The organism is Jiella mangrovi (assembly GCF_017815135.1).
Lineage (GTDB): Bacteria > Pseudomonadota > Alphaproteobacteria > Rhizobiales > Rhizobiaceae > Jiella > Jiella mangrovi.
Map to the genome: position 1 here is coordinate 105,576 of NZ_JAGJCF010000006.1, position 19,900 is coordinate 125,475.

Here is a 19,900-nt window from a genome sequence, read left to right on the forward strand (position 1 = left end):
CGCCTTGTCGACTGACCTGTGGAAGACGCCTGACGAACCATGATCTCGGCCCGCCGAGAGCGGTGATCCCGCACCACCGGCCGGGACACGATCTCCCCAGGGGTTCAGCGCACGTAGCCTTCGCTCGCGGTGAGCAGCGTGCGGGTATAGTCGGAGGAAACCGCATGATCGGCCAGAGCCGAGCGCTCCAGCGCCTCCACCGCTTCGCCGCCGCGCATCACGAGGAGGCGCTCGCACATGTGGTCGATCACCGCCAGATCGTGGCTGACCATGACGAAGGTCAGATTGCGCTCTTCACGAAGCCGGGTCAGGAGGTTCAGAACCTCCGCCTGGATCGATGCGTCGAGGGCTGATGTGGGCTCGTCGAGGAGCAGGATCTCCGGCTCGACGATCAGCGCCCTTGCGATCGCGACGCGCTGGCGCTGGCCGCCGGAGAGCTGATGCGGCAGGCGGAAGCGGAAGCGCGCATCGAGGCCGACATCCTTCAGCGCCTGGACGATCCGGTCCTCGCGATCGGAGAAGCGGTGGATCGCCAGCGGCTCGGACAGGACGCGATCGATCGTGTGCCTTGGATGCAGCGATCCGTAGGGGTCCTGGAACACCATCTGGACCCGCCGGGCGAACGCCTTGTCGCGCGGCTCGGCCATCGCCGCGCCGTCGATCCTGATTTCGCCGCCGGAAACCGGCGCGAGGCCACAGATCGCCCTCAGGACCGTCGACTTGCCGGAGCCGGATTCGCCGACGAGGCCGAAGGATTCCAGCGGCTTCACCGAAAAGCTGACGCCCTTCACCGCGCGGACGGGGCGCCGCCCCTGGGTGAAGGTCACCGACAGATCGGACACGGCGATCTTGGCGTTCCCTGCCGACTGTGGTCCGCTCATGCCCAGGCCTCGTCGCGCTTGAGGACCTTCAACGGTTCGTGCGAGCCGCCGATCGCCGGCAGGCATTCCAGGAGGCCGCGCGTATAGGGATGCTCGGCGTCCTGCAGGCGCGAGGCGTCGATCTCCTCGACGATCTTGCCGAGATACATGACGAGGACGCGGTCGCAGAAGGTCGAGACGAGGCGCAGGTCATGGCTGATGAAGATGAGGCCCATGCCGCGGTCCTTCACCAGCCCGTCGAGAATGCGCAGCACTTCCAGCTGCACCGTGACGTCGAGCGCCGAGGTCGGCTCGTCGGCAATCAAGAGGTCCGGGCTTGGGATCAGCATCATCGCGATCATCACACGCTGGCCCATGCCGCCGGAAAGCTCATGCGGATAGGCCGAAAGCACCCGTTCGGGATCGCGGATCTGAACGTCCGCCAGCATCTGCAGCGCCCGCTCGCGGGCCTTGCTCTTGGAGATGCGCTCATGCACCTTCAGCGCCTCGACGAGCTGGCTCCCGATGCGCATGACCGGGTTCAGCGAATATTTCGGATCCTGCATGACCATGGCGATCCGGCGCCCGCGCATGGCCCGCATCCGCCGTTCGGACAGCGCCTGAAGGTCGATGCCGGAAAACATCAGCCGATCGGCCGTCGCGACGCCCGGCGGGCGAATGAGCCGCAGGATGGAGCGGCCGGTCATCGACTTGCCGGAACCCGATTCACCGACGATGCCGACCCGTTCGCGGCCCACCTGAAAGGAGACGCCGCGCACCGCCTCGGTGACGCCGCGGCTGGTTTCGAAGCGCACGCGAAGGTTCTCGACTTCGAGAAGCGGCTCGTCGGTCATTTCTGACCTCCCCTCGGATCGAGAACGTCCCTCAGCGAATCGCCCAACAGATTGAAGCCGAGGGAGACGATGAGGATGGCCAGCCCCGGCATGGTCGCGACCCACCAGTGGCTGAGGAGATATTGCCGGCCGGTGGAGATCATTGCGCCCCATTCGGCGAGCGGCGGCTGCGCGCCGAGGCCGAGAAAGCCAAGGCCGGCGGCGGTGAGGATGATGCCGGCCATGTCGAGGGTCACGCGGATGATCACCGAGGAGAGGCACATGGGCATGATGTGGCCGGTGATGATGCGGAGCGTGCCGGCGCCCTGAAGCCGTGCCGCGGCGATATAGTCGGCGCGGCGCACGGTCAGGGTCTCGGCGCGCGCGACGCGGGCATAGGGCGGCCAGGCCGTCAGCGCGATGGCGAAAATGGCGTTGACGATGCCGGGGCCGAGGGCGGCGACGAAGGCGAGCGCGAGGATCAGCCGCGGAAAGGCGAGAAAGATGTCGGTGATGCGCATGAGGACGCGATCGGTCCAGCCGCCGAGCGTCCCCGCGACGGTGCCGACGACGAGGCCGAAGATCGGCGCGGTCAGGGCGACCAGGGCAACCACCTGCAGCGTCACCCGCGAGCCGTAGACGATGCGGCTCCAGATGTCGCGGCCGAGCTCGTCGGTGCCGAGAAGGTGGCCGTCGACACCGGGTGCCAGAAGGCGTGCGGCGAGGTCCTGTCGGTTCGGCGGGTCGGTGGCGATCAAAGGGGCGAAGACCGCCATCAGGATCAGGGCGGCGATGATCACGATCCCGATCACCGCGAGCGGATTGCGCAAAAGATCGCGCCAGGCGAACCAGATGTTGATCGCCCGCGCCTGAAAGCGCGACGCCGGCGTGTCGCTGGTCAGCCATGCCTTGAGGCCGCCAGAGCGTTCGGAATGGGTCATGTCGCTCATCGGGCTCTCGGATCGACGACGGTATAGAGAAGGTCGGACAACAGATTGAGCACGATGAAGGCGACGCCGATCACCACCGTTCCGCCGAGGACGGCGTTGAGATCGGCGGCGAAGAGCGCCTGGGTGATGTAGAGGCCGAGCCCCGGCCAGGCGAAGACCGTCTCGGTCAGGACCGAGCCTTCCAGAAGCGCGGCGTAGGAGAGGGCGATCACCGTGATCAGCGGCACCATCGCATTGCCGAGGGCATGCACCCAGATGACGCGGCCCTCCGGCACGCCCTTCACCCGCGCGGCGGTGACATATTCCTGACCGAGCTGTTCCAGCATGAAGGACCGCGTCATTCGGGAGATATAGGCGAGCGAGAAATAGCCGAGCACGAAGACCGGCAGGGCGATGTGGGTCAGCGCGTTGGCGAAGACGTCCCAGGCGCCCGACAGCGCCGAGTCGATCAGGATCGAGCCGGTATAGGCCGTCACGTCGAGCTCGTAGGAGAGTTCGTAGGAAACGTCGAGCTGGCCCGGTCCGCCGACCCAGCCGAGCTGGCCGTAAAAGATCAGAAGCGCGATCAGCCCGAGCCAGAAGACCGGCATGGAATAGCCGAGAAGGCCGACGACCCTCAGGACATGATCCGGCCATCGGCCCTGATTGACGGCCGAGACGACGCCTGCCGGAACGCCGAGAAGCACACCGAGGAGGGTGGCGAGCGTCGCCAGTTCCAGCGTTGCCGGAAAGGCATCGCGGACATCGTCGATGACCGGGCGGGAGGTGAGGTTCGAGCGGCCGAAATCGCCCCTGACGACGTCGGAGAGGTAATTGACGAACTGCACGGGGATCGGCTGGTCGAGCCCCATCTCCTTGCGGGCCGCCTCGTATTGCGCCTGTGTCGCGCGCGGTCCGACCACGGCGAGAGCCGGGTCGAGCGGCACCAGCCTCGCAATGGCGAAGGTGACGAGCAGAAGGCCGAAGAGCGTCACGAACAGGCTGAACAGCGTCTTGCCGAAGCGCCCGGCGATGCGCGGCAAAAGGCCGGTTCCGGCGATGGCGGCTTCTTCCTCCGCCGAAGCCGGATCGTGGGCGCCTTGCGAAACGCTCATGAACTCAGAACTCCAAGGACCTGCGGCATGGCGGGGTGACGCCGCCATGCCGCAGGTTTCATCACGATGGCTGCCGGTGTCACTCGGTCGTCTTCGTCACGGCCTTGTAGAAGGCCGAGGAGACGGCGCCGCCGGTGGAGAAGCCCTCGACATTCTTCTGCATGCCGTCCTGCTCCTGATACTGGAACATCAGGACGAAGGGCGACTTTTCATTGCCGATCCGCTGCATCTCCTCATACATCTTGGCGCGCTTGTCGGTGTCCTTTTCGACCACCGCGTCTTCGGCCATCTTGGTCGTCGCCTCGGCGGCATAGGCGTTGCGCCAGGACAGATTGCCGGTCAGCTGGGCCGCGTCGGAATTGTCCGGGTTTTCGGCAAAGACCGAGGCATTGGTGTTCGGATCCGGATAGTCCGGCCCCCAGACTTCGAGGGTCAGCTCGGCCTTCCGGGCGCGATAGATGGACAGAACCTCCGAGCCGGTCGCCGGCTTGATGTTCACCTTGATGCCGGCCTGCCCCAAAGTGTTCTGCACAGACTGGGCGACGGCGAGGCGGTCTTGGGCGTTGCGTACCAGAAGCTCCACCTCGAAGCCGTCGGGATAGCCGGCATCGGCCAGCATCTTCTTGGCCTTCTCGACATCGAGCTTGAATGGCTTGTCGTCGATCGCGCCGAGGAAGCCGATCGGCAGGAACTGCTGATTGACGACGACCTGGCCCTTGAGGAAGGAGTTGGCGATCCCGTCATAGTCGATGAGATATTTGATCGCCTGCATCACGCCGGGCGTCGCCAGTTCCTTCATCTTCTGATTGCCGGAGATGTAATAGATGCGGCCTCGCGGGGAGTCCTCGACCTTGAGCTTGTCGTTGTTCTCGACGGCCTGTATGTCCTCCGGCGTCAGATTGCGGGCGATGTCGATGTCGCCGCGCTCGAGCAGGAGCCGCTGGGTGGCGGGCTCCGGCACGTGGCGCACGAAGACGCGCTTCATCGCGGGCACGGTCGGATAGTTCTCGTTCGCCTCCATGATCACCGACTCGTTCGGCTTCCATGCGCGCAGCGTGTAGGGGCCGGCACCGGCTGAATGGGTCTTCAGCCACTCATTGCCCATGTCGTCGCCCGAGGCGTTCTCCATGGCGAGCTTCTCGTCGACGATGGACGCAACGTCCGCCGTGAGCGCGTTGTAGAGGAAGGACGGCGCATAGGGGCGATCGACGGTGATCGAGACGGTCTCGTCGTCGACCTTCTTGACGGTGTCCTCGACATTGTCCTTCGTCAGGCCGAACTGCGTCAGGATGAAGGACGGGGTCTTGTCGAGCTTGACCACGCGCTGGAGCGACCAGACCACGTCCTCGGCGCGCACGGGATTGCCCGATGCGAACTTGCGGCTGGTATCGATCTTGAAGGTAAAGGTCTTGCCGTCCTCGGAGACGTCCCAGCTCTTGGCGAGCCCCGGGCCCATCTTCAGCGTCTTCGGGTCGAGCTCGATCAGCTTGTCATAGAGATTGTTGATGACGTCGCCGCCGGAAAACTCGAAGCTTTCGGCCGGATCGAGCACCTTCAGATCGTCGATCGTGTTGGCGATCACCAGCGTGTCCGCCGGCGTTTCGGCCAGGGCTGCGGGAGCGGTGAACACGCTCGCGGCGAAAAGCAACGCCACGCTCGCGCCGAGGCGAGTACCACGGGAGGACCAGAGCGGCGGGAGGAAACCCATGAACATCCTTTCGTTTTTCGTGTCCGCCGGCTCGCGGCGGGTCGACGATCATTCGGGGAAGCTAGGCCATCGCCCATTCGCTAGGCAAGCCCAATCTTGGCGCAAGGTCGTCCATCCCCGACACAGCCGGGGATTGGACAAACCGATTTCAGCTGGGGATTTCCGGATGTTACGGCTCGCTTGCCTCGTCGCCACGCGCTTGGGTGGCAGCCAAGGGGAATCGCCTACCGATGACCGCCGGGAGTGGGGATGGTCATGAAGAGATAGCCGCCGTCCCATCACACGGTTTCCGGCGGCAGCCTTCTGTCACTCCGCCATCAGGTCGCTGCGAAACGTGCCCGTATCGAGAAAGGTCTCGATCATTTCCCGGTAGGGCGCGATATCGAGGCCGTTCGCTTTCAGCCATTCCTCATTGTAGTAGGTCGAGGTGTAGCGATCGCCGCTGTCGCAGATCAGCGAGACCAGCGATCCCTGTTCGCCGGCTTTCATCAGGCAGCTTGCAATCCAGCACAGGCCGAAGAAATTCGTCCCCGTCGAGCCGCCGACGCGGCGGAAGAGGCGGTCGGACAAGACGTGCATGGCAGCGATCGAGGCCGCGTCGGGAATCTTGATCATGTGATCGATCACCCCCGGCATGAAGGAAGGCTCGACCCGCGGCCGGCCGACGCCCTCGATGCGCGAGGCACGCGGGCAGGTCGCCTCCCGGTCGCCGCTCTTCCAGGCGTCGTAGAAGGCCGAATGCTCGACGTCGACGACGCAGAGCCGCGTGCTGAAATTGCGGTAGCGGATATAGCGGCCGAGCGTCGCCGAGGTGCCGCCGGTGCCGGCGCTCATCACCACCCAGGCGGGCTCGGGATGGGCCTCCGCCTTCATCTGATCGAAGATGCTCTCGGCGACATTGTTGTTGCCGCGCCAGTCGGTTGCCCGTTCTGCGAAGGTGAACTGGTCGAGATAGTGGCCGCCCGCCTCGTCGGCGAGCTTTGCCGCCACCGCATAGACCTCGCCGGGCAGGTCGACGAAATGGCAGCGTCCGCCGAAGCGCTCGATCGCCTCGATCTTTTGGCGGCTCGTCGTCTTCGGCATGACGGCGATGAAGGGCAGCTCCAGCAGATGGGCGAAATAGGCCTCGCTGACGGCCGTCGAGCCGGACGAGGCTTCGACGAGCGTGGTGCCCTTCCTGATCCAGCCGTTGCAGATGCCATAGAGGAACAGCGAGCGCGCCAGGCGATGCTTGAGGCTGCCGGTCGGATGGGTGGATTCATCCTTGAGATAGATCGAGATGCCCTTCAGGCCCCGAAACACCGGATTGACCAAGTGAGTGTCGGCGGAGCGGCGGCCGTCGCCTTCCAGAATGGCGACGGCATGCTTGGCCCAGTCGCGGTCGACGCATGCGGGCAGCGCCGTCACCGGCGGGCAGCAGGGCATCTCGCTCATCATCAGGCGCCCGCCGCGATCGCGATCACCGCCTCGATCTCGACCTTCGCACCCTTGGGCAGGGCCGCCACCTGATAGCAGGCACGGGCCGGATAAGGGTCGCTGAAGGCTTCGCCATAGACCGCGTTGACCGCGGCAAAGCTCGCAAGATCGGTCAGAAGCACGGTGGTCTTCAAGGTCTTCGTCAGATCCGTGCCGGCCGCCTCTGCAATCGCGGCGAGGTTCGCCAGACATTGGCGGGCCTGCTCGACGGCGTCGTCGGAATTGAACTCCCCGGTCGCCGGATCGATCGGCAGCTGGCCGGAGACGAACAGCAGATCGCCCTGGCAGATCGCCTGCGAATAGGGCCCGATCGCGGCCGGGGCCTTCTCGGTGGAAATCGCTTGCATGGCAGAATGTCCTTTCGTTCTATGAGCTCACGCGCGGCGCGCTAGGGTTGGATATCGGGCCTGCGCCCGCAGATGATGTCGGCCAGAATGCGCGAGGTTCCGCAGGACTGGGTCCAGCCATTGGAGCCGTGGCCGGCATTGAGGAAGAGATTGTCGAGCCGGGTCTTGCCGACCCGCGCCGGCCCCGCCGGCGTCATCGGCCGGAAACCGCACCAGAACTGCGCCTCGTCGTAATCGACGGCCTCGGGAAAAAGCATCCTCACCCGATCCGTCAGTCCACGGCGCGCGGCCTCCGGCAGGCTGCGATCATAGCCGGCGATCTCGGCGACGCCTGCGGCCCGCAGCCGGTCGCCGAGCCGCGTTATCATGACCTTGGAATGTTCGTCCATGACCGAGGAGAGCGGCGCGGCCTCGGCCGAAACGATCGGGGCGGTGATCGAATAACCCTTCACGGGATAGACCGGCAGGCGGAGACCCACCTTGCGGCAAAGCATCGGCGCATAGGCTCCGGCGGCGATGACATAGGCATCGGCGGTCATCTCGCCCGACGCCGTCTGCAGGCCGGTGACGCGGTTGCCGTCTCTCTTGAAATCAGAGGCGTCGCAGGAGAAGACGAAACGGCACCCCCGCTCTTCCAGGCGCCGTGTCAGGGCCAGGGTGAACTTGTGGCTGTCGCCGGTTCCGTCCTGCGGCAGATGCAGGCCTGCCGTGAAAGCGAGCCCGGAGCGGGCGAGCGCAGGTTCGAGCGTTGCGATCTCCTGCGGCTCCACCAGCCGATGCGCGATGCCGAGGCCATCGAGCACTTCCGCCGCGCGGCGGCCGCCCTCGGCCTCCTCCTCGGTCTGGAAGACCTGCAGGACGCCATCGGTGGCGAAATCGAAGTCGAGGGCGAGTTCGTGAACGAGCTCGTTCAGACAATGGCGCGAATAATGGGCGACGCGCTGCATGCGGCGCTTGTTGTCGGCGAAACGCTCGGCGCGGCAATTCAAGAGAAACTGAAAGAGCCAGCGCCATTGCGCCAGATCGGCCTTTGGCCGGATCTTCAGCGGTGGAAATTCGTCGAACAGCCATTTCGCCGCCTTGAACGGCATGCCCGGCGCCGCCCAGGGGCCGGCAAAGCTCGGACATATGCCGCCCGCATTGCCGAAGCTTGCTTCCTGCGCCGGCCCGGCATGGCGCTCGATCACGGTCACTTCGTGTCCATGGGCGGTGAGGTACCAGGCGGTGGTGATACCCACGACGCCGGCACCGATGACGATCACTCTCATGGTCTTGTCGATGTCCGCTTCGTCTGCCGTCTCTGTTCAATAGGTGCCGGGATAGCCGCCGCCGTCGATCAGCAGATTCTGTCCGGTGACGAAACCGGCCTTGTCGCTGCACAGGAAGGCGAAATAGGCGCCGACTTCCTCCGTGCGGCCGTAGCGCCCGGCCGGATTGGCGCTGGCGCGCCGCTGCCAGATCTCCTCGAATGTCGGCCCGCCTTCCTCCAGCATGCCGGCGATGTGCTCGCGCTGCGCATCGCTGTCGATGATGCCGGGCAGGATGTTGTTGATGGTGACGTTCCGGGCCACGGTCTGCCGCGACAGGCCGGCGGTAAAGCCGACGAGGCCGGAGCGCGCGCCGTTGGACAGGCCGAGTTCGAGCTGGGCGATCTTCACGCTGCGCGAGACGATGTTGACGATCCGGCCGAAGCGGCGCTCCATCATCCCGTCCACCACGGATTTCATCATCTCGATCGGGGCGAGCATCATCAGGTCGATGGCGCCGATCCAGTCCTCACGCGTCCACTGCCGAAAATCGCTGGGCGGATAACCGCCTGCATTGTTGAGAAGGATGTCGGGGTCGGGACAGGCTGCGAGCACCCGGGCACGGCCTTCCTGCGCGGTGATGTCGGCCGCAACGATCGTGACCGAAGCGCCGGTCGTCTCGCGGATTTCGCCCGCGGTCCGTTCTAGGGTCTCCCCGTTGCGCGCGGCGATGGTCAGTTCGACGCCCTCTTGCGCCAGGGCCATGGCGCAGGCCTTGCCCATGCCCTTGCTGGCGCCCGTCAGAAGCGCCTTGCGGCCCCTGATTCCCAGATCCATTTCAGTCTCCCTGATCGGTGAGGCTCGACCAGGGCTCGATCCTCATAAGGACACTCGGGGCGGCGCAGGCCTTTGCGAGGGAGGAGGTCTGCCGGTCGGCGGTCGGTATGTTCTGGTCGCCGTCGAGCTCCAGGGGACCGACGGCGGTTTCGCGGGGCGCAAAAAAGCCGCCTGTCGGCATCACGCTGACGCCTTCGGGAACGGTCTTTCCAACGGGGGCGACGCCACGGCAATGGGACGCGTCTGTTCAAGACGACCGTCATCGACGGTCGCCTCAAACGCGCCCCGGTCGCAAAGGCTGCTCTTGCGCCGGATGGTCAAGGGCTTATTCGGCCGCTACAGCCAGATTGGCCTTGAAGCCGTAGCGTTCGGCCAGCCCCAGTTTGTCGACGGCATCGAGACCGGCCTTGAGCCTCACACCATCGATCGGCTTCAGCGGCTTGCGCAGCGGGCCGGATGGCAGGCCGATGACGCGCATCATCGTCTTGATGGCGACCGGATTGATCGCCGAATAGGCAAAGTGCAGCATCGGCAGGTTGGTGCGCCAGGCTTCGCGGCAGGCAAAGGCGTCCTCGCCGGTCTTCCATTCCTTGGAGATGACGGCCATTTCCCGCGGGATGATGTTGCCCGTCATGTTGGCCGTGCCGTGGCCGCCGAGCGCCATGGTCGGGATCACGAGGCCGAGATTGGGCGAGCAGCAGCACATGATCGACATGTCGGGCTCGGCGGCGCAGACCTGGGCCACCTGACCGACGCGGGTGGTGGATTCCTTCAGCACCACCATGTTCGGATGCTTGGCGAGCTTCAGAAGATCGGTCCAGTGCAGATCGGTCTTCACCCGCGGCGGGTTGTTGTAGAAGCCCATGGCGAGATCCGTGCTGTCGAGCACTTCCATCGCATAGTCGGTAATGGCGTCGTTGTCGGCGCAGATATAGGCCGGAGCTGCGAGGATCGCCCCGTCCGCGCCCTCGGCCTTGGCGTAGCGGGCATAGTCGATCGTGGTGGCAGTGTTGTTGCCGGTGATGCCGTAATACATCAGCATCTTGCCCGGCTTCATCTTGACGGTCTCGGAGATGATCTTCTTGCGCTCCTCGACCGAGAGCATCGAGACCTCGCCCGTCGAGCCCATGATGAGGACGGCTTGCGTGCCGTTTTCGCTGTGCCAGTCGAGCAGGGTGCGGAACCCTTCGTAATCGATCGAGCCATCGTTGTTCATCGGCGTGACGAGGGCGACAAAGGAGCCTTTCGGCTTGATGTGGGCCATTCTTGTATCCTCCTGAGACTTAGAAATATTGCGGCACGAGCAGCTTCGGCAGGCCGAGAACGATGTCCGGCACCCAAAGCGACAGGCAGGCGATGAAGACGGTCAGCAAGCAGATCGGAAGCGCTGCGAGCATGGCGCGGCCGATGCGGACCTCGCCGATCTGCGCTGCGATCAAGAGACAGATGCCATAGGGCGGCGTGATGAGACCGACCGAAAGGATGATAGTGGTGAGAACGCCGAGATGGACCGGGTTGACGCCCGCGGTCGTGCCCAGGGCCTGGATGATCGGCAGGAAGATCAGCGTCGCCGAGATCGGGTTCAGCACCGTGCCCATCAAAAGCAGGAAGCCGACCAGAAGCAGCATGATGCAATAGGGGTTGGCGGTGACGCTGGTGATGAAGTCGACCACCAGCTGGGCGGCGCCGAGATAGGCGATCAGCCAGCCGAAGATGCCGGCGCCGGCCACCGTGAACATCGGGACGGCGAAGTCGATGACCGCATCCGTCAGAAGCTTGGGCATGGCGCGGAACGGAATGTCGCGATAGACGACCAGCGACAGGAAGAGGGCCCAGCCAACCGCGATGATCGACCCTTCCGTCGGGGTGAAGACGCCGCCGACGATGCCGCCCAGCACGAGGACCGGGATCAGAAGCGGAGCCGCTCCCCGCTTCAATACGCCCCCAAAGGCGCGAACGCCTGGGAAGGGATTGGCGGGATAGCCGCGGCGCACGGCGAGGATATAGGTGTAGATCATCATCGCGATGCCGATGAGGATGCCGGGAACCACGCCGCCGAGGAACAGCGCACCGATCGAGACATTGCCGAAGGCGCCGTAGACGATCAGCACGATCGAAGGCGGGATGATGACACCGAGCGTCGACGAGGCGGCGGTCAGCGCTGCGGCGAAGGCGGCATCGTAACCCGCCTTCTTCATCGCCGGGATCAGGATCGAGCCGACGCTCGCCGTATCGGCGGCAGCCGAACCGGAAAGGCTCGCAAACACCATCGAGACGAAGACGTTCACATGGCCGAGGCCGCCGCGCACGTGGCCGACGCTGGCATCGGCCACCCGCAGCAACCGATCCGTGATCGAGCCGGCATTGAGGATGCGGCCGAGCAGCATGAAGAAGGGAACGGCGAGAAGCGTGAAGCTGTCGATGCCGGAATACATCTGGTTGACGGCCGACGTCAGCGGCAGCCCCTGGGTCGACATGACGATGAGGGACGATGCGATCAGCGCGAAGCCGATGTTGATGCGCAGGATGATCAGCCCGAAAAAGCTGACGATCAGAAGGACAAGCGGATTCATTTTCCGGCCATTCCCTTGAGCATCTCGACGAGCGCCTCGATCGAAAACAGCGCCATCAGGACGCCGGAGACCGGGATGGAGGCGAAGATCCAGCCGCGGGAGATACCGAGCGACTGGATGGTGCCCGACATGCGCAATTGCGCCAGGACGGTGCCGTTGACCGTGAGGAGATAGATGACGCCGGCAGCCACGAGGAAACCGACGAGGGCGAGCGGCGCGTCGAGCCTGGTCCAGCTCGGTGGCAGCATGTCGACATTGTAGTGGGCGTTTCGCCGAAGCGCGATCGCGGCGCCGACGAAGATCAGCCAGGAGAACAGGAGCTGGGCGAGATCAGGCGTCCAGATGAGCGGGATCTTCAGGATCGTTCTGGCAAGAACCTGCAGTCCGACGGTCAGGATCAATGCGGTGAAGCCCAGCCACAGACCAAACTCCACCACCTTTGCGACCATCGCGTTGAAACGGCGCAACATGGGACAAAACCCTTCCCGAACGGGGATATGAACGGCGCTTACTTCGCCGTCAGCAGTTCATATTCCTGGGAGAGACCGACCTTCTTGGCGAGCTGTGCCTGGATCGGCTCCAGCTTGGCCCGGAACGCGGCGGTGTCGGGATGGGTCACCTTGACGCCATGGTCGGCCTGCAGCGACTTGACCAGTTCGGAGTCGTACTGGATCGCCTTTTGAACGCCGAGCGTGTTGGCTTCGATCGCGGTCTGCTGCACGAGTTTCTGCAGGTCTTCCGGCAACTTGTTCCAGGTGACGTCGGAGATCGAGATGTGGTTGATCTGCAGCGTGTGCTGGGTCAGGGCCAGGTAGGGAGCGACTTCGTAGAGCTTGGCACCGGAATAGCCGGGAAGCGAGCTCTCCATGGCGGAGACGACGCCCGTCTGCAAAGCGGCATAGAGCTCGCCCCATGCGATCGTGACCGGCAGCATGCCGAGCGCGCTCCAGGTCTCGGAGTCCATCGGCGAGGGCGGCGTGCGCATGCGCATGCCCTTGAGGTCTGCGAGCGTGTTGACCGGCTTGTCGGTGGTGGCGAGGTTGCGCGTCCCGGAGGCGCCGAGCGCCAGCAGGCGCATGCCAAGCCCGCGGTCTTCGTAGATCTTCTCGAAATGCTCCTGCACCTTGGTGCCGGGGCCGATCTTGTCTAGAATGCCGTCCATGCCGGAGAAGAGGTACGGCATGGTGAAGATGCCGTATTCGGGGACCTGCTCGGCGGCATTGCTGGTGGTGCTGATCATCATGTCGATCGTCCCGAACGCCAGCTCGCTGATCACCGCTGGGTCCTGTCCGAGTTGCCCGGAATCGAAGATCTGCACGGCAATGCGGCCGTCGCTCTTCTCCTCGAGCGTCTTCTTCATGTACGCCGCCATGTCGTTATAGGGATGCGGCGACTTGACCAGCGTGTGAAGACGCAGATTGAACTCGGCTGCAGAGACGGTGGTAGCGCTGATCGCCAAGGCTATCGCCGTGGCGAGGACATGTCTGAATTTCATGAGGCAGATCCGTTGTGTCTTCGCTTGGGAGAGGTTCTGTGCCCGTCCACATAAAATCAAATATAATTTCGGTTTCATCTCATACAGAAAACTTATGGTTCCAGCAGCTGTATACCGGGCATTCGGGACAAGGTTTGCGCCAATGCGTCACAGAACGATCTTGCCGCGCGCGACAGCGGAATGTCGGACGGCTTGATCAGGTGAAAATCGAATGGAATTAATGATTCGAACGGCAGTGCGGCCAATCGCTCGCCGAAGACTTCCGGCGTGAACGGATCGACGATCGCAGCCCCGATGCCGACCGCAGCCATTGCGCATGCAGAATAGGACGGCTGACTTTCGACGGCGATATGCGGCGTGACGCTGGCGAGCGCGAAAGCCTGGGTCACGTAATTGGCCGTCACCGTATGGTGGGCAAGCGCCACCATCGGATGCTCGGCGAGATCGCGCAGCGTGATCTTCTCGGCCCTGGCAAGCGGATGATCTGGAGAAACCACGCAGACACAATAGCTGCGATAGGACGCGACGATATCGACTTCGTCGCGCTCGACATGCGTCTGCGCGACGCCGAAATCGAGCTGGCGCGAGGTCATCATGTCGACGATCCGCGCGGACGTATGAACGTTGTGGGTCACCCGGATGCCGGCATGATCGCCGAGAAAACGCTTCAGCGTCTGCGGGATGATGTCGAAGCTGACCATCGGCATGCTGGCGATGTGCAAGGTGGCCTGGCGCAGGTCCTTGATCCCGCGCGCCGCCTGTTCCAGACGCTCGAAGCCATAATACATCCGTTCCACTTCCTGGATGAACTGGATGGCCTCGGCCGTGGGCTGCACCTTGCCACCCTGGCGCAGGAAAAGACGAAAACCGACGGCCTGCTCCAGATCGGCGATCAGGCGACTGACCGCCGGCTGCGACACGTTCAAGACCTGGGCCGCGGAGGTTATCGATCCGTGCCGCATGACGAGCCTGAAGGCCGTGATCTGTTTCTGGTTCATGGATCTGCCTTTCCCGCAAGGCGCGGTGACGTCCGTCAAGCTGGTATCATTGCCGAGGCTGCCTGAGGTGATCGACAGGCGGCACGCATCGTCATGATGGTGAGGATGGGATCGACTGACCTGGACCCTAGGCCATTTGGTCCGGCGTGGTAACCACACCGGCTTTGCTACGGTCGGCGGTTTGTCGTGCGGATCGGCGCGGGGCCCCGCGCCGATCGCCAAGGGCGGGCCAGCTCTCTCGCCCCGGCCTCAATTCCGGGCAGGAGACGGCGCATATTCGGGCTTGCGACTGGTCTGACGGCCGACCGGAGCACCGCCATGAGGACGCCCGGGAAGTTCGAGCGCGACCGCGCCTGTCGCCGCCTCGTCGATCTCGTTTTCGGCGGCTCCCACGATGACGGGGCGCCGCTGTCCGAACGCAAGCGCGCCGAGCCACTCGGCTTCGGGCATCAGCCAACCCGGCAGAGCGCCCCATCCCAAATGGCGCTGCCGTTTTCTCGCGTCAGTTCGTGACGTATTCCGAAAAGTGATCAGTCAGGGAACGGTTTTTTCGTTTTTTTTCCGCGACGAGCTATGCGCACGATATTGCCGAAGCTGGACGCAACGTGGATGCGCAACGGCCAGCGAACTCTGCAATTCATTTGGAAATCGCCATGCCAGTCGCACTCAGGGTGGTCAAGGACTATGAGAAGGTCAGTCCCGATCTCGTCAACCGCTTCAAGGACATACCGGCCGCAAATGTCAGCGACAACATGCTGCGCATCACCGCCGGCGGCAGCTCGATGCGGCCGATGCACGCCGGCGGCGTCCTCGCCGGACCGGCTTTCACGGTGAAGAGCCGCCCCGGCGACAATCTGGTTCTGCACAAGGCGCTCGATCTGGCGGCGCCCGGAGACGTCGTGGTGGTCGATGCCGGCGGCGATTTGACCAACGCCCTGTTCGGCGAACTCATGGCCGCCTATGCCGAGGCGAAGGGGCTAGCCGGCGTCGTGCTCCATGGCGCCATCCGCGACTACGCCACCATCAACCGCAGCAATTTCCCGATCTTCGCCGCCGGCGTGACCCATCGCGGCCCCTACAAGGAAGGCCCCGGCGAGATCAACGTGCCGATCGCCATCGACGGCATGGTCATCGAGCCGGGCGACCTGATGCTCGGCGACGACGACGGCCTCGTCTGCGTGCCGAAGGCGATGGTCGAGGATGTCTACGCCACGTCGAAGGCGAAGAACGATAATGAAGACGCCCAGCTGCGCGACATCAAGAGCGGCAAGTGGGATCGCAGCTGGGTCGACGAGCGCTTCGAGGAGCTCGGCTACGTCTTCATCGATTAGCACGGATCGAGAAGCCCGTTTCGGCGGGGTGCATTATTCGCGTCCCCTTGGCAAACGCCTGGGTAAATTCATAGACCGCGGTCGTCGTGACCGCACAACTTGGCCGGAGACATGATGCTCATGAAAAAACTTCTGTTGTCCCTCGCGAGCGCCTCCCTGATAGGCGTGCTGTCGGTCTCCGGCGTTCAGGTCGCGAACGCCGCCGACACAGCCGGGCAGGGCACGCAGTTCCTCACGGCCGACTATCTCGCCTCCCTGAAGCCCGATCAGGCCGCCATCGACGCCCTTCCCGAAGAGATCCGCAGCGCCAAGACCCTGACGATCGGCGGCGAGACGACGCTTGCCCCTTATCTCTTCCGCAAGGACGGCAAGATCACCGGCATCGAGGCCGATTTCATGCAGGCGCTCGAAAAGGTGCTGGATATCAAGATCAAGGTGATCAACACCGGTTTCAGCTCCATGGTCATCGGGCTTTTGTCGCACCGCATCGACGTGGCGATGTCCGACTTTTCGGATACCGTGGAGCGCGAGAAGCAGGTGGATTTCGTCGATTACACCAAGACCGGCCAGATGCTGGTGGTCGCCAAGGGCAATCCCTTGAAGATCCACAGCCTGGCGGATCTGTGCGGTCACGTGGCCGCAGGACCCAAGGGCAGCCTTTCGGTGCAGCTGGCCGAGCAGCAGTCCGCCAAGTGCGAAGAGGAAGGCAAGCCAAAGGTCGATGTGAAGACCTATCCGAGCGGCGCCGACACCTATCTCGCCTTGCAGACCGGCCGCGTCGATACGACCGGTATCGACTATGCGATCGCCGCCCATCAGGTCGAGGCCTCCGACGGCAAGCTGGAACTGGCCGGCGAGCTGTTCGCCAAGGGCTATCACGGCGCAGCTCTTCCCAAGGATGACGGGAAGCTGCGTGATGCGCTCCTGAAGGCTTTCCAGAGCATCTACGCGCAGGGTGCGACCGAGAAGATCCTCGCCAAATGGAACGTGTCCCAGATGCAGATGGACGCCCCGGCGATCAACGCGACGGGGTCGCAGAAGTGACGCAGGCCGCAGCCGCGAACTCGGCATACATCGGAAATCCGGTGTATGCGCCTCGCCGGCATCCGGTCCAGCTCGCGATCGGCCTGGCGGTGCTGGCGTTTCTGGTCCTCATCGGGAAGAGCCTTTTCGACAACAAGAACATGCAATGGGACGTCGTTGCCCAATATCTCTTCGACGCCCATGTTCTGAACGGCGTCCTGGTGACGCTGGGGCTGACCGTGCTGTGCCAGATCCTGGCGACCATTCTCGGCGTCGTTGTCGCAGTCATGCGGCTGTCCGACAGCCGCGTGATGATCCCGATCGCGGTTGGCTATCTGTGGTTCTTCCGCGGAACGCCGCTGCTGGTCCAGCTGATCTTCTGGTACAACATTGCGGCCCTGTTTCCGCATCTCGTGCTGGGCGTGCCGTTCACCGAATACTACCAGGTCATCTCGACCAACACGCTGATATCGGGCTTCACGGCCGCGGTTCTGGGCTTCTCGCTGCATGAGGCGGCGTACATGGCCGAAATCGTGCGGGCCGGCATCCTGTCCGTCAACAAGGGGCAGAAGGAAGCGGCGCTGTCGACGGGCATGACCGAGGCGCAGGCGATGTGGCGCATCGTTCTGCCGCAGGCCATGCGCGTCATCATTCCGCCGACGGGCAATCAGGCGATCAACCTGTTGAAGGCTACGTCCCTGGTCGCCTTCATTTCCGGCGGCGACCTGCTCAGCAACGTCACCGACATCTACTCGGTCAATTTCGCCATCATCCCGCTGCTGGTGGTCGCGAGCATCTGGTACCTCGTCCTCGTGACGGTGGCGACGATCGGCCAGACCTATCTCGAGCGGGCGTTCGGCCGGGGCTATGGCAACAGTGCTCCGGGCAAGCCGAAGAAACCTCAAATCGACGAATTGAGCGATGCAAGAAACGCTGTCTCCGAAAACCTCTGACCATCCCGTCGAGATAAACAGTCTCGTCAAGGCTTTCGGTGCCCAGGTGGTTCTGGACGGCATCTCGCTGAACGTCAAAGCGGGCGAGGTGCTGGCGATCATCGGCCCGTCGGGGTCCGGCAAATCCACGCTGCTGCGCTGCGTCAACCACCTGGAAAAGCCGACCGGCGGGACGATCCGCGTCTGCGGCGACTACATCGGCTATCGCCGCAAGGGCAACGTGCTGCGCGAGATCGGCGGACGGGAACTCGCCCGGCAGCGTGCACGCACGGGCATGGTCTTCCAGAACTTCAATCTCTATTCCCACAAGACCGCGCTCGAGAACATCATCGAAAGCCCGGTCCACGTTCGCGGGGTGGACGTGAAGACGGCGAAGGCTCGCGCCCATGCCCTGCTCGAGCGGGTGGGGCTCGCCGATCGCGCGGACGCCTATCCGGCACAGCTCTCCGGCGGTCAGCAGCAGCGCGTGGCGATCGCAAGGGCGCTGGCCGGCGAGCCGGAAGTCATGCTGTTCGACGAGCCGACCTCGGCGCTCGACCCCGAACTGGTCGGCGAGGTCCTCACCGTCATGCGCGAGATCGCGGAATCGGGAATGACGATGATCGTCGTCACGCACGAGATCCAGTTCGCTCACGACGTCTGCAACCGCGTCGTCTTCATGGCCGATGGCAAGATCGTCGAGGAGGGCGCGCCCGGCGACGTCTTGGACAATCCGCAGGCCGAGCGCACGCAGGCTTTCCTCGGCCGGTTCAACGCGCGGGCCTGACCGCAAGCTTCCGGCGAAAAGGCGGGTCCGTTTTAAGCGTCGATGCTCGCCGCCGCGCCGGCTCGACCTCTCGATCGTTTGGGAATGACCACTATGAACCCTGCCGCCGCGCGTATCGAAGAGATCCGCACCAACTCGCTGCGCGGAAGCGCGCTTTCCGCCGATGGCGGGTCCGCCATCTCGCTGGCGATCGGCGAGCCGAGTTTCGCCACGCCCGAATGCGTCGTCGAGGCCCAGGCGCAAGCGCTGGCTGAGGGCATGACGCATTATGCGGTCCAGACCGGCGCTCCCGATCTGGTAAAGGCGATTCTCGCCCACGCCGTCCCGCCTTCGAGCCCGTTATGCGACACGAGGAACGTTCTCGTCACGCATGGGGGCACGGCGGGGCTGTCGTCCACCATCCTCGGGCTGATCGATCCGGGCGACGTCGTCCTCATCGAGAACCCCACTTATTCCCTCTACGCCGACGCCATCAGGCTGGCGGGCGGAACCATCAGGGGATTCGGCCGGCGTCCCGATGGCGGCCTCGATCTCGGCGAGATCCGGAAACTGGCCGTCTCGGCGAAGATGATCATCCTGTGTCAGCCATCCAATCCCATGGGGACGGTGGTCGGGGCCGAGGAATGGCAAGAGCTCAGCGAGATCGCCGGGGCCTGCGACCTCCTGGTGCTCAGCGACGAGGCCTATGACGGCATCGTCTTCGACGGCTGCGAGTTCGTCTCCGCCCTGGCGGTGCCGGGTCTGGCGGACCGGCTGATCGTCAGCCGCACCTTTTCCAAGAAATACGCCATGACGGGCTGGCGCGTCGGCTATCTCGTCGGGACCGCAGAGCTCGTCGCGGCCGCCTCGACCGCGCACAGAACCTTCAACGGCGCCGTCAACACCGCCAATCAGTATGCCGCGATCGCGGCGCTCGAACGGGCGGCCGGTGAGGCCGAGGCGATGCGGCGCGAATTCCAGGAGCGCCGCGCGCTGATGGTTTCCTGCCTGCGCGACAAGGGCCCGGTCGATTTCTCCGTCCCGTCGGGCGCGTTCTATCTCTGGGTGAAATATCCAGAGCACTTCGGGCCATCCCAGACAGTCGCCGCAAAATGCCTGGCGAGCGGGGTGCGCGTGCGCCCGGGAAGCGAGTTTGGCACAGGGGGGACATACCGGCTTCGCCTGTCCTTCGCGCCTGATCGCGAAAGCATCGTTGAAGGCTGTCGCCGTTTCCTGTCGGTCTTCGAGACCTGAGGAGTATCTGAGCGCCCGGGCAGGCCTGCGCAGGCGCGCGTCAAACAGGATTCGACCGGCACCCTGATCTACACCATCGGCCCGAAGATGGGAATCGATCTTCTCGAAAGCACGATGCATAGAGCCAGCCACTTGGAGCGTTCTTTCGGCGTCCAATCGTCGTGCACGACAGTCTA

General features: G+C 64.1%; 21 protein-coding genes. 5 read left to right on the forward strand and 16 right to left on the reverse strand.

Annotation, left to right across the window (positions count from 1 at the left end; genetic code table 11):
- Positions 1-104: 104 nt before the first annotated feature.
- The 16 genes from J6595_RS11060 to J6595_RS11135 form a co-directional block, all read right to left on the reverse strand.
- Positions 105-881, reverse strand: coding sequence for an ABC transporter ATP-binding protein (locus J6595_RS11060; RefSeq protein WP_209594614.1), 777 nt, complete (start codon positions 879-881; stop codon positions 105-107).
- A complete protein-coding gene (locus J6595_RS11065) occupies positions 878-1,714 on the reverse strand; it encodes an ABC transporter ATP-binding protein (RefSeq protein WP_209594615.1) in 837 nt (278 codons plus the stop codon). The genes J6595_RS11060 and J6595_RS11065 overlap by 4 nt, the downstream gene beginning before the upstream one ends.
- The gene (locus J6595_RS11070; RefSeq protein WP_425342141.1) at positions 1,711-2,643 is read right to left on the reverse strand and encodes an ABC transporter permease; all 933 of its coding nucleotides are present in this window, start codon (positions 2,641-2,643) and stop codon (positions 1,711-1,713) included. Before J6595_RS11070 ends, J6595_RS11065 begins: the two co-directional genes overlap by 4 nt.
- Positions 2,640-3,737 (reverse strand): ABC transporter permease, encoded by a 1,098-nt coding sequence (locus tag J6595_RS11075; protein ID WP_209594616.1) that lies wholly within the window; start codon positions 3,735-3,737, stop codon positions 2,640-2,642. The genes J6595_RS11070 and J6595_RS11075 overlap by 4 nt, the downstream gene beginning before the upstream one ends.
- 79 nt (positions 3,738-3,816) lie before the next feature.
- The gene (locus J6595_RS11080; RefSeq protein ID WP_209594617.1) at positions 3,817-5,445 is read right to left on the reverse strand and encodes an ABC transporter substrate-binding protein; all 1,629 of its coding nucleotides are present in this window, start codon (positions 5,443-5,445) and stop codon (positions 3,817-3,819) included.
- Positions 5,446-5,751: 306 nt separating this feature from the next.
- Positions 5,752-6,879: a PLP-dependent cysteine synthase family protein gene (locus J6595_RS11085; protein ID WP_209594618.1), complete on the reverse strand. Its 1,128-nt coding sequence runs from the start codon at positions 6,877-6,879 to the stop codon at positions 5,752-5,754.
- Positions 6,880-6,881: 2 nt separating this feature from the next.
- The gene (locus tag J6595_RS11090; protein ID WP_209594619.1) at positions 6,882-7,268 is read right to left on the reverse strand and encodes a Rid family detoxifying hydrolase; all 387 of its coding nucleotides are present in this window, start codon (positions 7,266-7,268) and stop codon (positions 6,882-6,884) included.
- A 41-nt stretch (positions 7,269-7,309) separates the two neighbouring features.
- Complete coding sequence (locus J6595_RS11095) at positions 7,310-8,536, reverse strand: D-amino acid dehydrogenase (RefSeq protein WP_209594620.1); 1,227 nt, start codon at positions 8,534-8,536, stop codon at positions 7,310-7,312.
- Between the two features lie 36 nt (positions 8,537-8,572).
- Positions 8,573-9,352 (reverse strand): SDR family oxidoreductase, encoded by a 780-nt coding sequence (locus J6595_RS11100; RefSeq protein WP_209594621.1) that lies wholly within the window; start codon positions 9,350-9,352, stop codon positions 8,573-8,575.
- A gap of 1 nt (position 9,353) precedes the next feature.
- Positions 9,354-9,533, reverse strand: coding sequence for a hypothetical protein (locus J6595_RS11105; protein WP_209594622.1), 180 nt, complete (start codon positions 9,531-9,533; stop codon positions 9,354-9,356).
- A 144-nt stretch (positions 9,534-9,677) separates the two neighbouring features.
- Positions 9,678-10,616, reverse strand: coding sequence for a dihydrodipicolinate synthase family protein (locus J6595_RS11110; RefSeq protein WP_209594623.1), 939 nt, complete (start codon positions 10,614-10,616; stop codon positions 9,678-9,680).
- Positions 10,617-10,635: 19 nt separating this feature from the next.
- On the reverse strand, positions 10,636-11,925 hold the full coding sequence (locus J6595_RS11115) for a TRAP transporter large permease (RefSeq protein WP_209594624.1): 1,290 nt from the start codon (positions 11,923-11,925) through the stop codon (positions 10,636-10,638).
- On the reverse strand, positions 11,922-12,395 hold the full coding sequence (locus tag J6595_RS11120) for a TRAP transporter small permease (RefSeq protein WP_209594625.1): 474 nt from the start codon (positions 12,393-12,395) through the stop codon (positions 11,922-11,924). Before J6595_RS11120 ends, J6595_RS11115 begins: the two co-directional genes overlap by 4 nt.
- A gap of 38 nt (positions 12,396-12,433) precedes the next feature.
- Positions 12,434-13,420 (reverse strand): TRAP transporter substrate-binding protein, encoded by a 987-nt coding sequence (locus J6595_RS11125; protein ID WP_209594626.1) that lies wholly within the window; start codon positions 13,418-13,420, stop codon positions 12,434-12,436.
- Between the two features lie 92 nt (positions 13,421-13,512).
- Positions 13,513-14,640 carry a LysR substrate-binding domain-containing protein gene (locus J6595_RS11130; RefSeq protein WP_209594627.1) on the reverse strand — a complete coding sequence of 376 codons (1,128 nt, stop codon included), beginning with the start codon at positions 14,638-14,640 and terminating at the stop codon, positions 13,513-13,515.
- A gap of 27 nt (positions 14,641-14,667) precedes the next feature.
- On the reverse strand, positions 14,668-14,868 hold the full coding sequence (locus tag J6595_RS11135; protein ID WP_209594628.1) for a hypothetical protein: 201 nt from the start codon (positions 14,866-14,868) through the stop codon (positions 14,668-14,670).
- A 203-nt stretch (positions 14,869-15,071) separates the two neighbouring features.
- On the opposite strand from J6595_RS11135, the gene J6595_RS11140 reads away from it, so the two are divergent.
- The 5 genes from J6595_RS11140 to J6595_RS11160 all read left to right on the forward strand — a co-directional run bounded on the left by J6595_RS11140 (position 15,072) and on the right by J6595_RS11160 (position 19,724).
- Entirely contained in the window at positions 15,072-15,749 is a 678-nt protein-coding gene (locus J6595_RS11140; protein ID WP_209594629.1) for an RraA family protein, read from the forward strand.
- A 120-nt stretch (positions 15,750-15,869) separates the two neighbouring features.
- Complete coding sequence (locus J6595_RS11145; protein ID WP_209594630.1) at positions 15,870-16,793, forward strand: ABC transporter substrate-binding protein; 924 nt, start codon at positions 15,870-15,872, stop codon at positions 16,791-16,793.
- 41 nt (positions 16,794-16,834) lie between these two features.
- Positions 16,835-17,725 (forward strand): amino acid ABC transporter permease, encoded by an 891-nt coding sequence (locus tag J6595_RS11150; protein WP_209594631.1) that lies wholly within the window; start codon positions 16,835-16,837, stop codon positions 17,723-17,725.
- A complete protein-coding gene (locus J6595_RS11155; protein WP_209594632.1) occupies positions 17,694-18,491 on the forward strand; it encodes an amino acid ABC transporter ATP-binding protein in 798 nt (265 codons plus the stop codon). The genes J6595_RS11150 and J6595_RS11155 overlap by 32 nt, the downstream gene beginning before the upstream one ends.
- 93 nt (positions 18,492-18,584) lie before the next feature.
- Positions 18,585-19,724 (forward strand): pyridoxal phosphate-dependent aminotransferase, encoded by a 1,140-nt coding sequence (locus tag J6595_RS11160; RefSeq protein ID WP_209594633.1) that lies wholly within the window; start codon positions 18,585-18,587, stop codon positions 19,722-19,724.
- Positions 19,725-19,900: the final 176 nt, after the last annotated feature.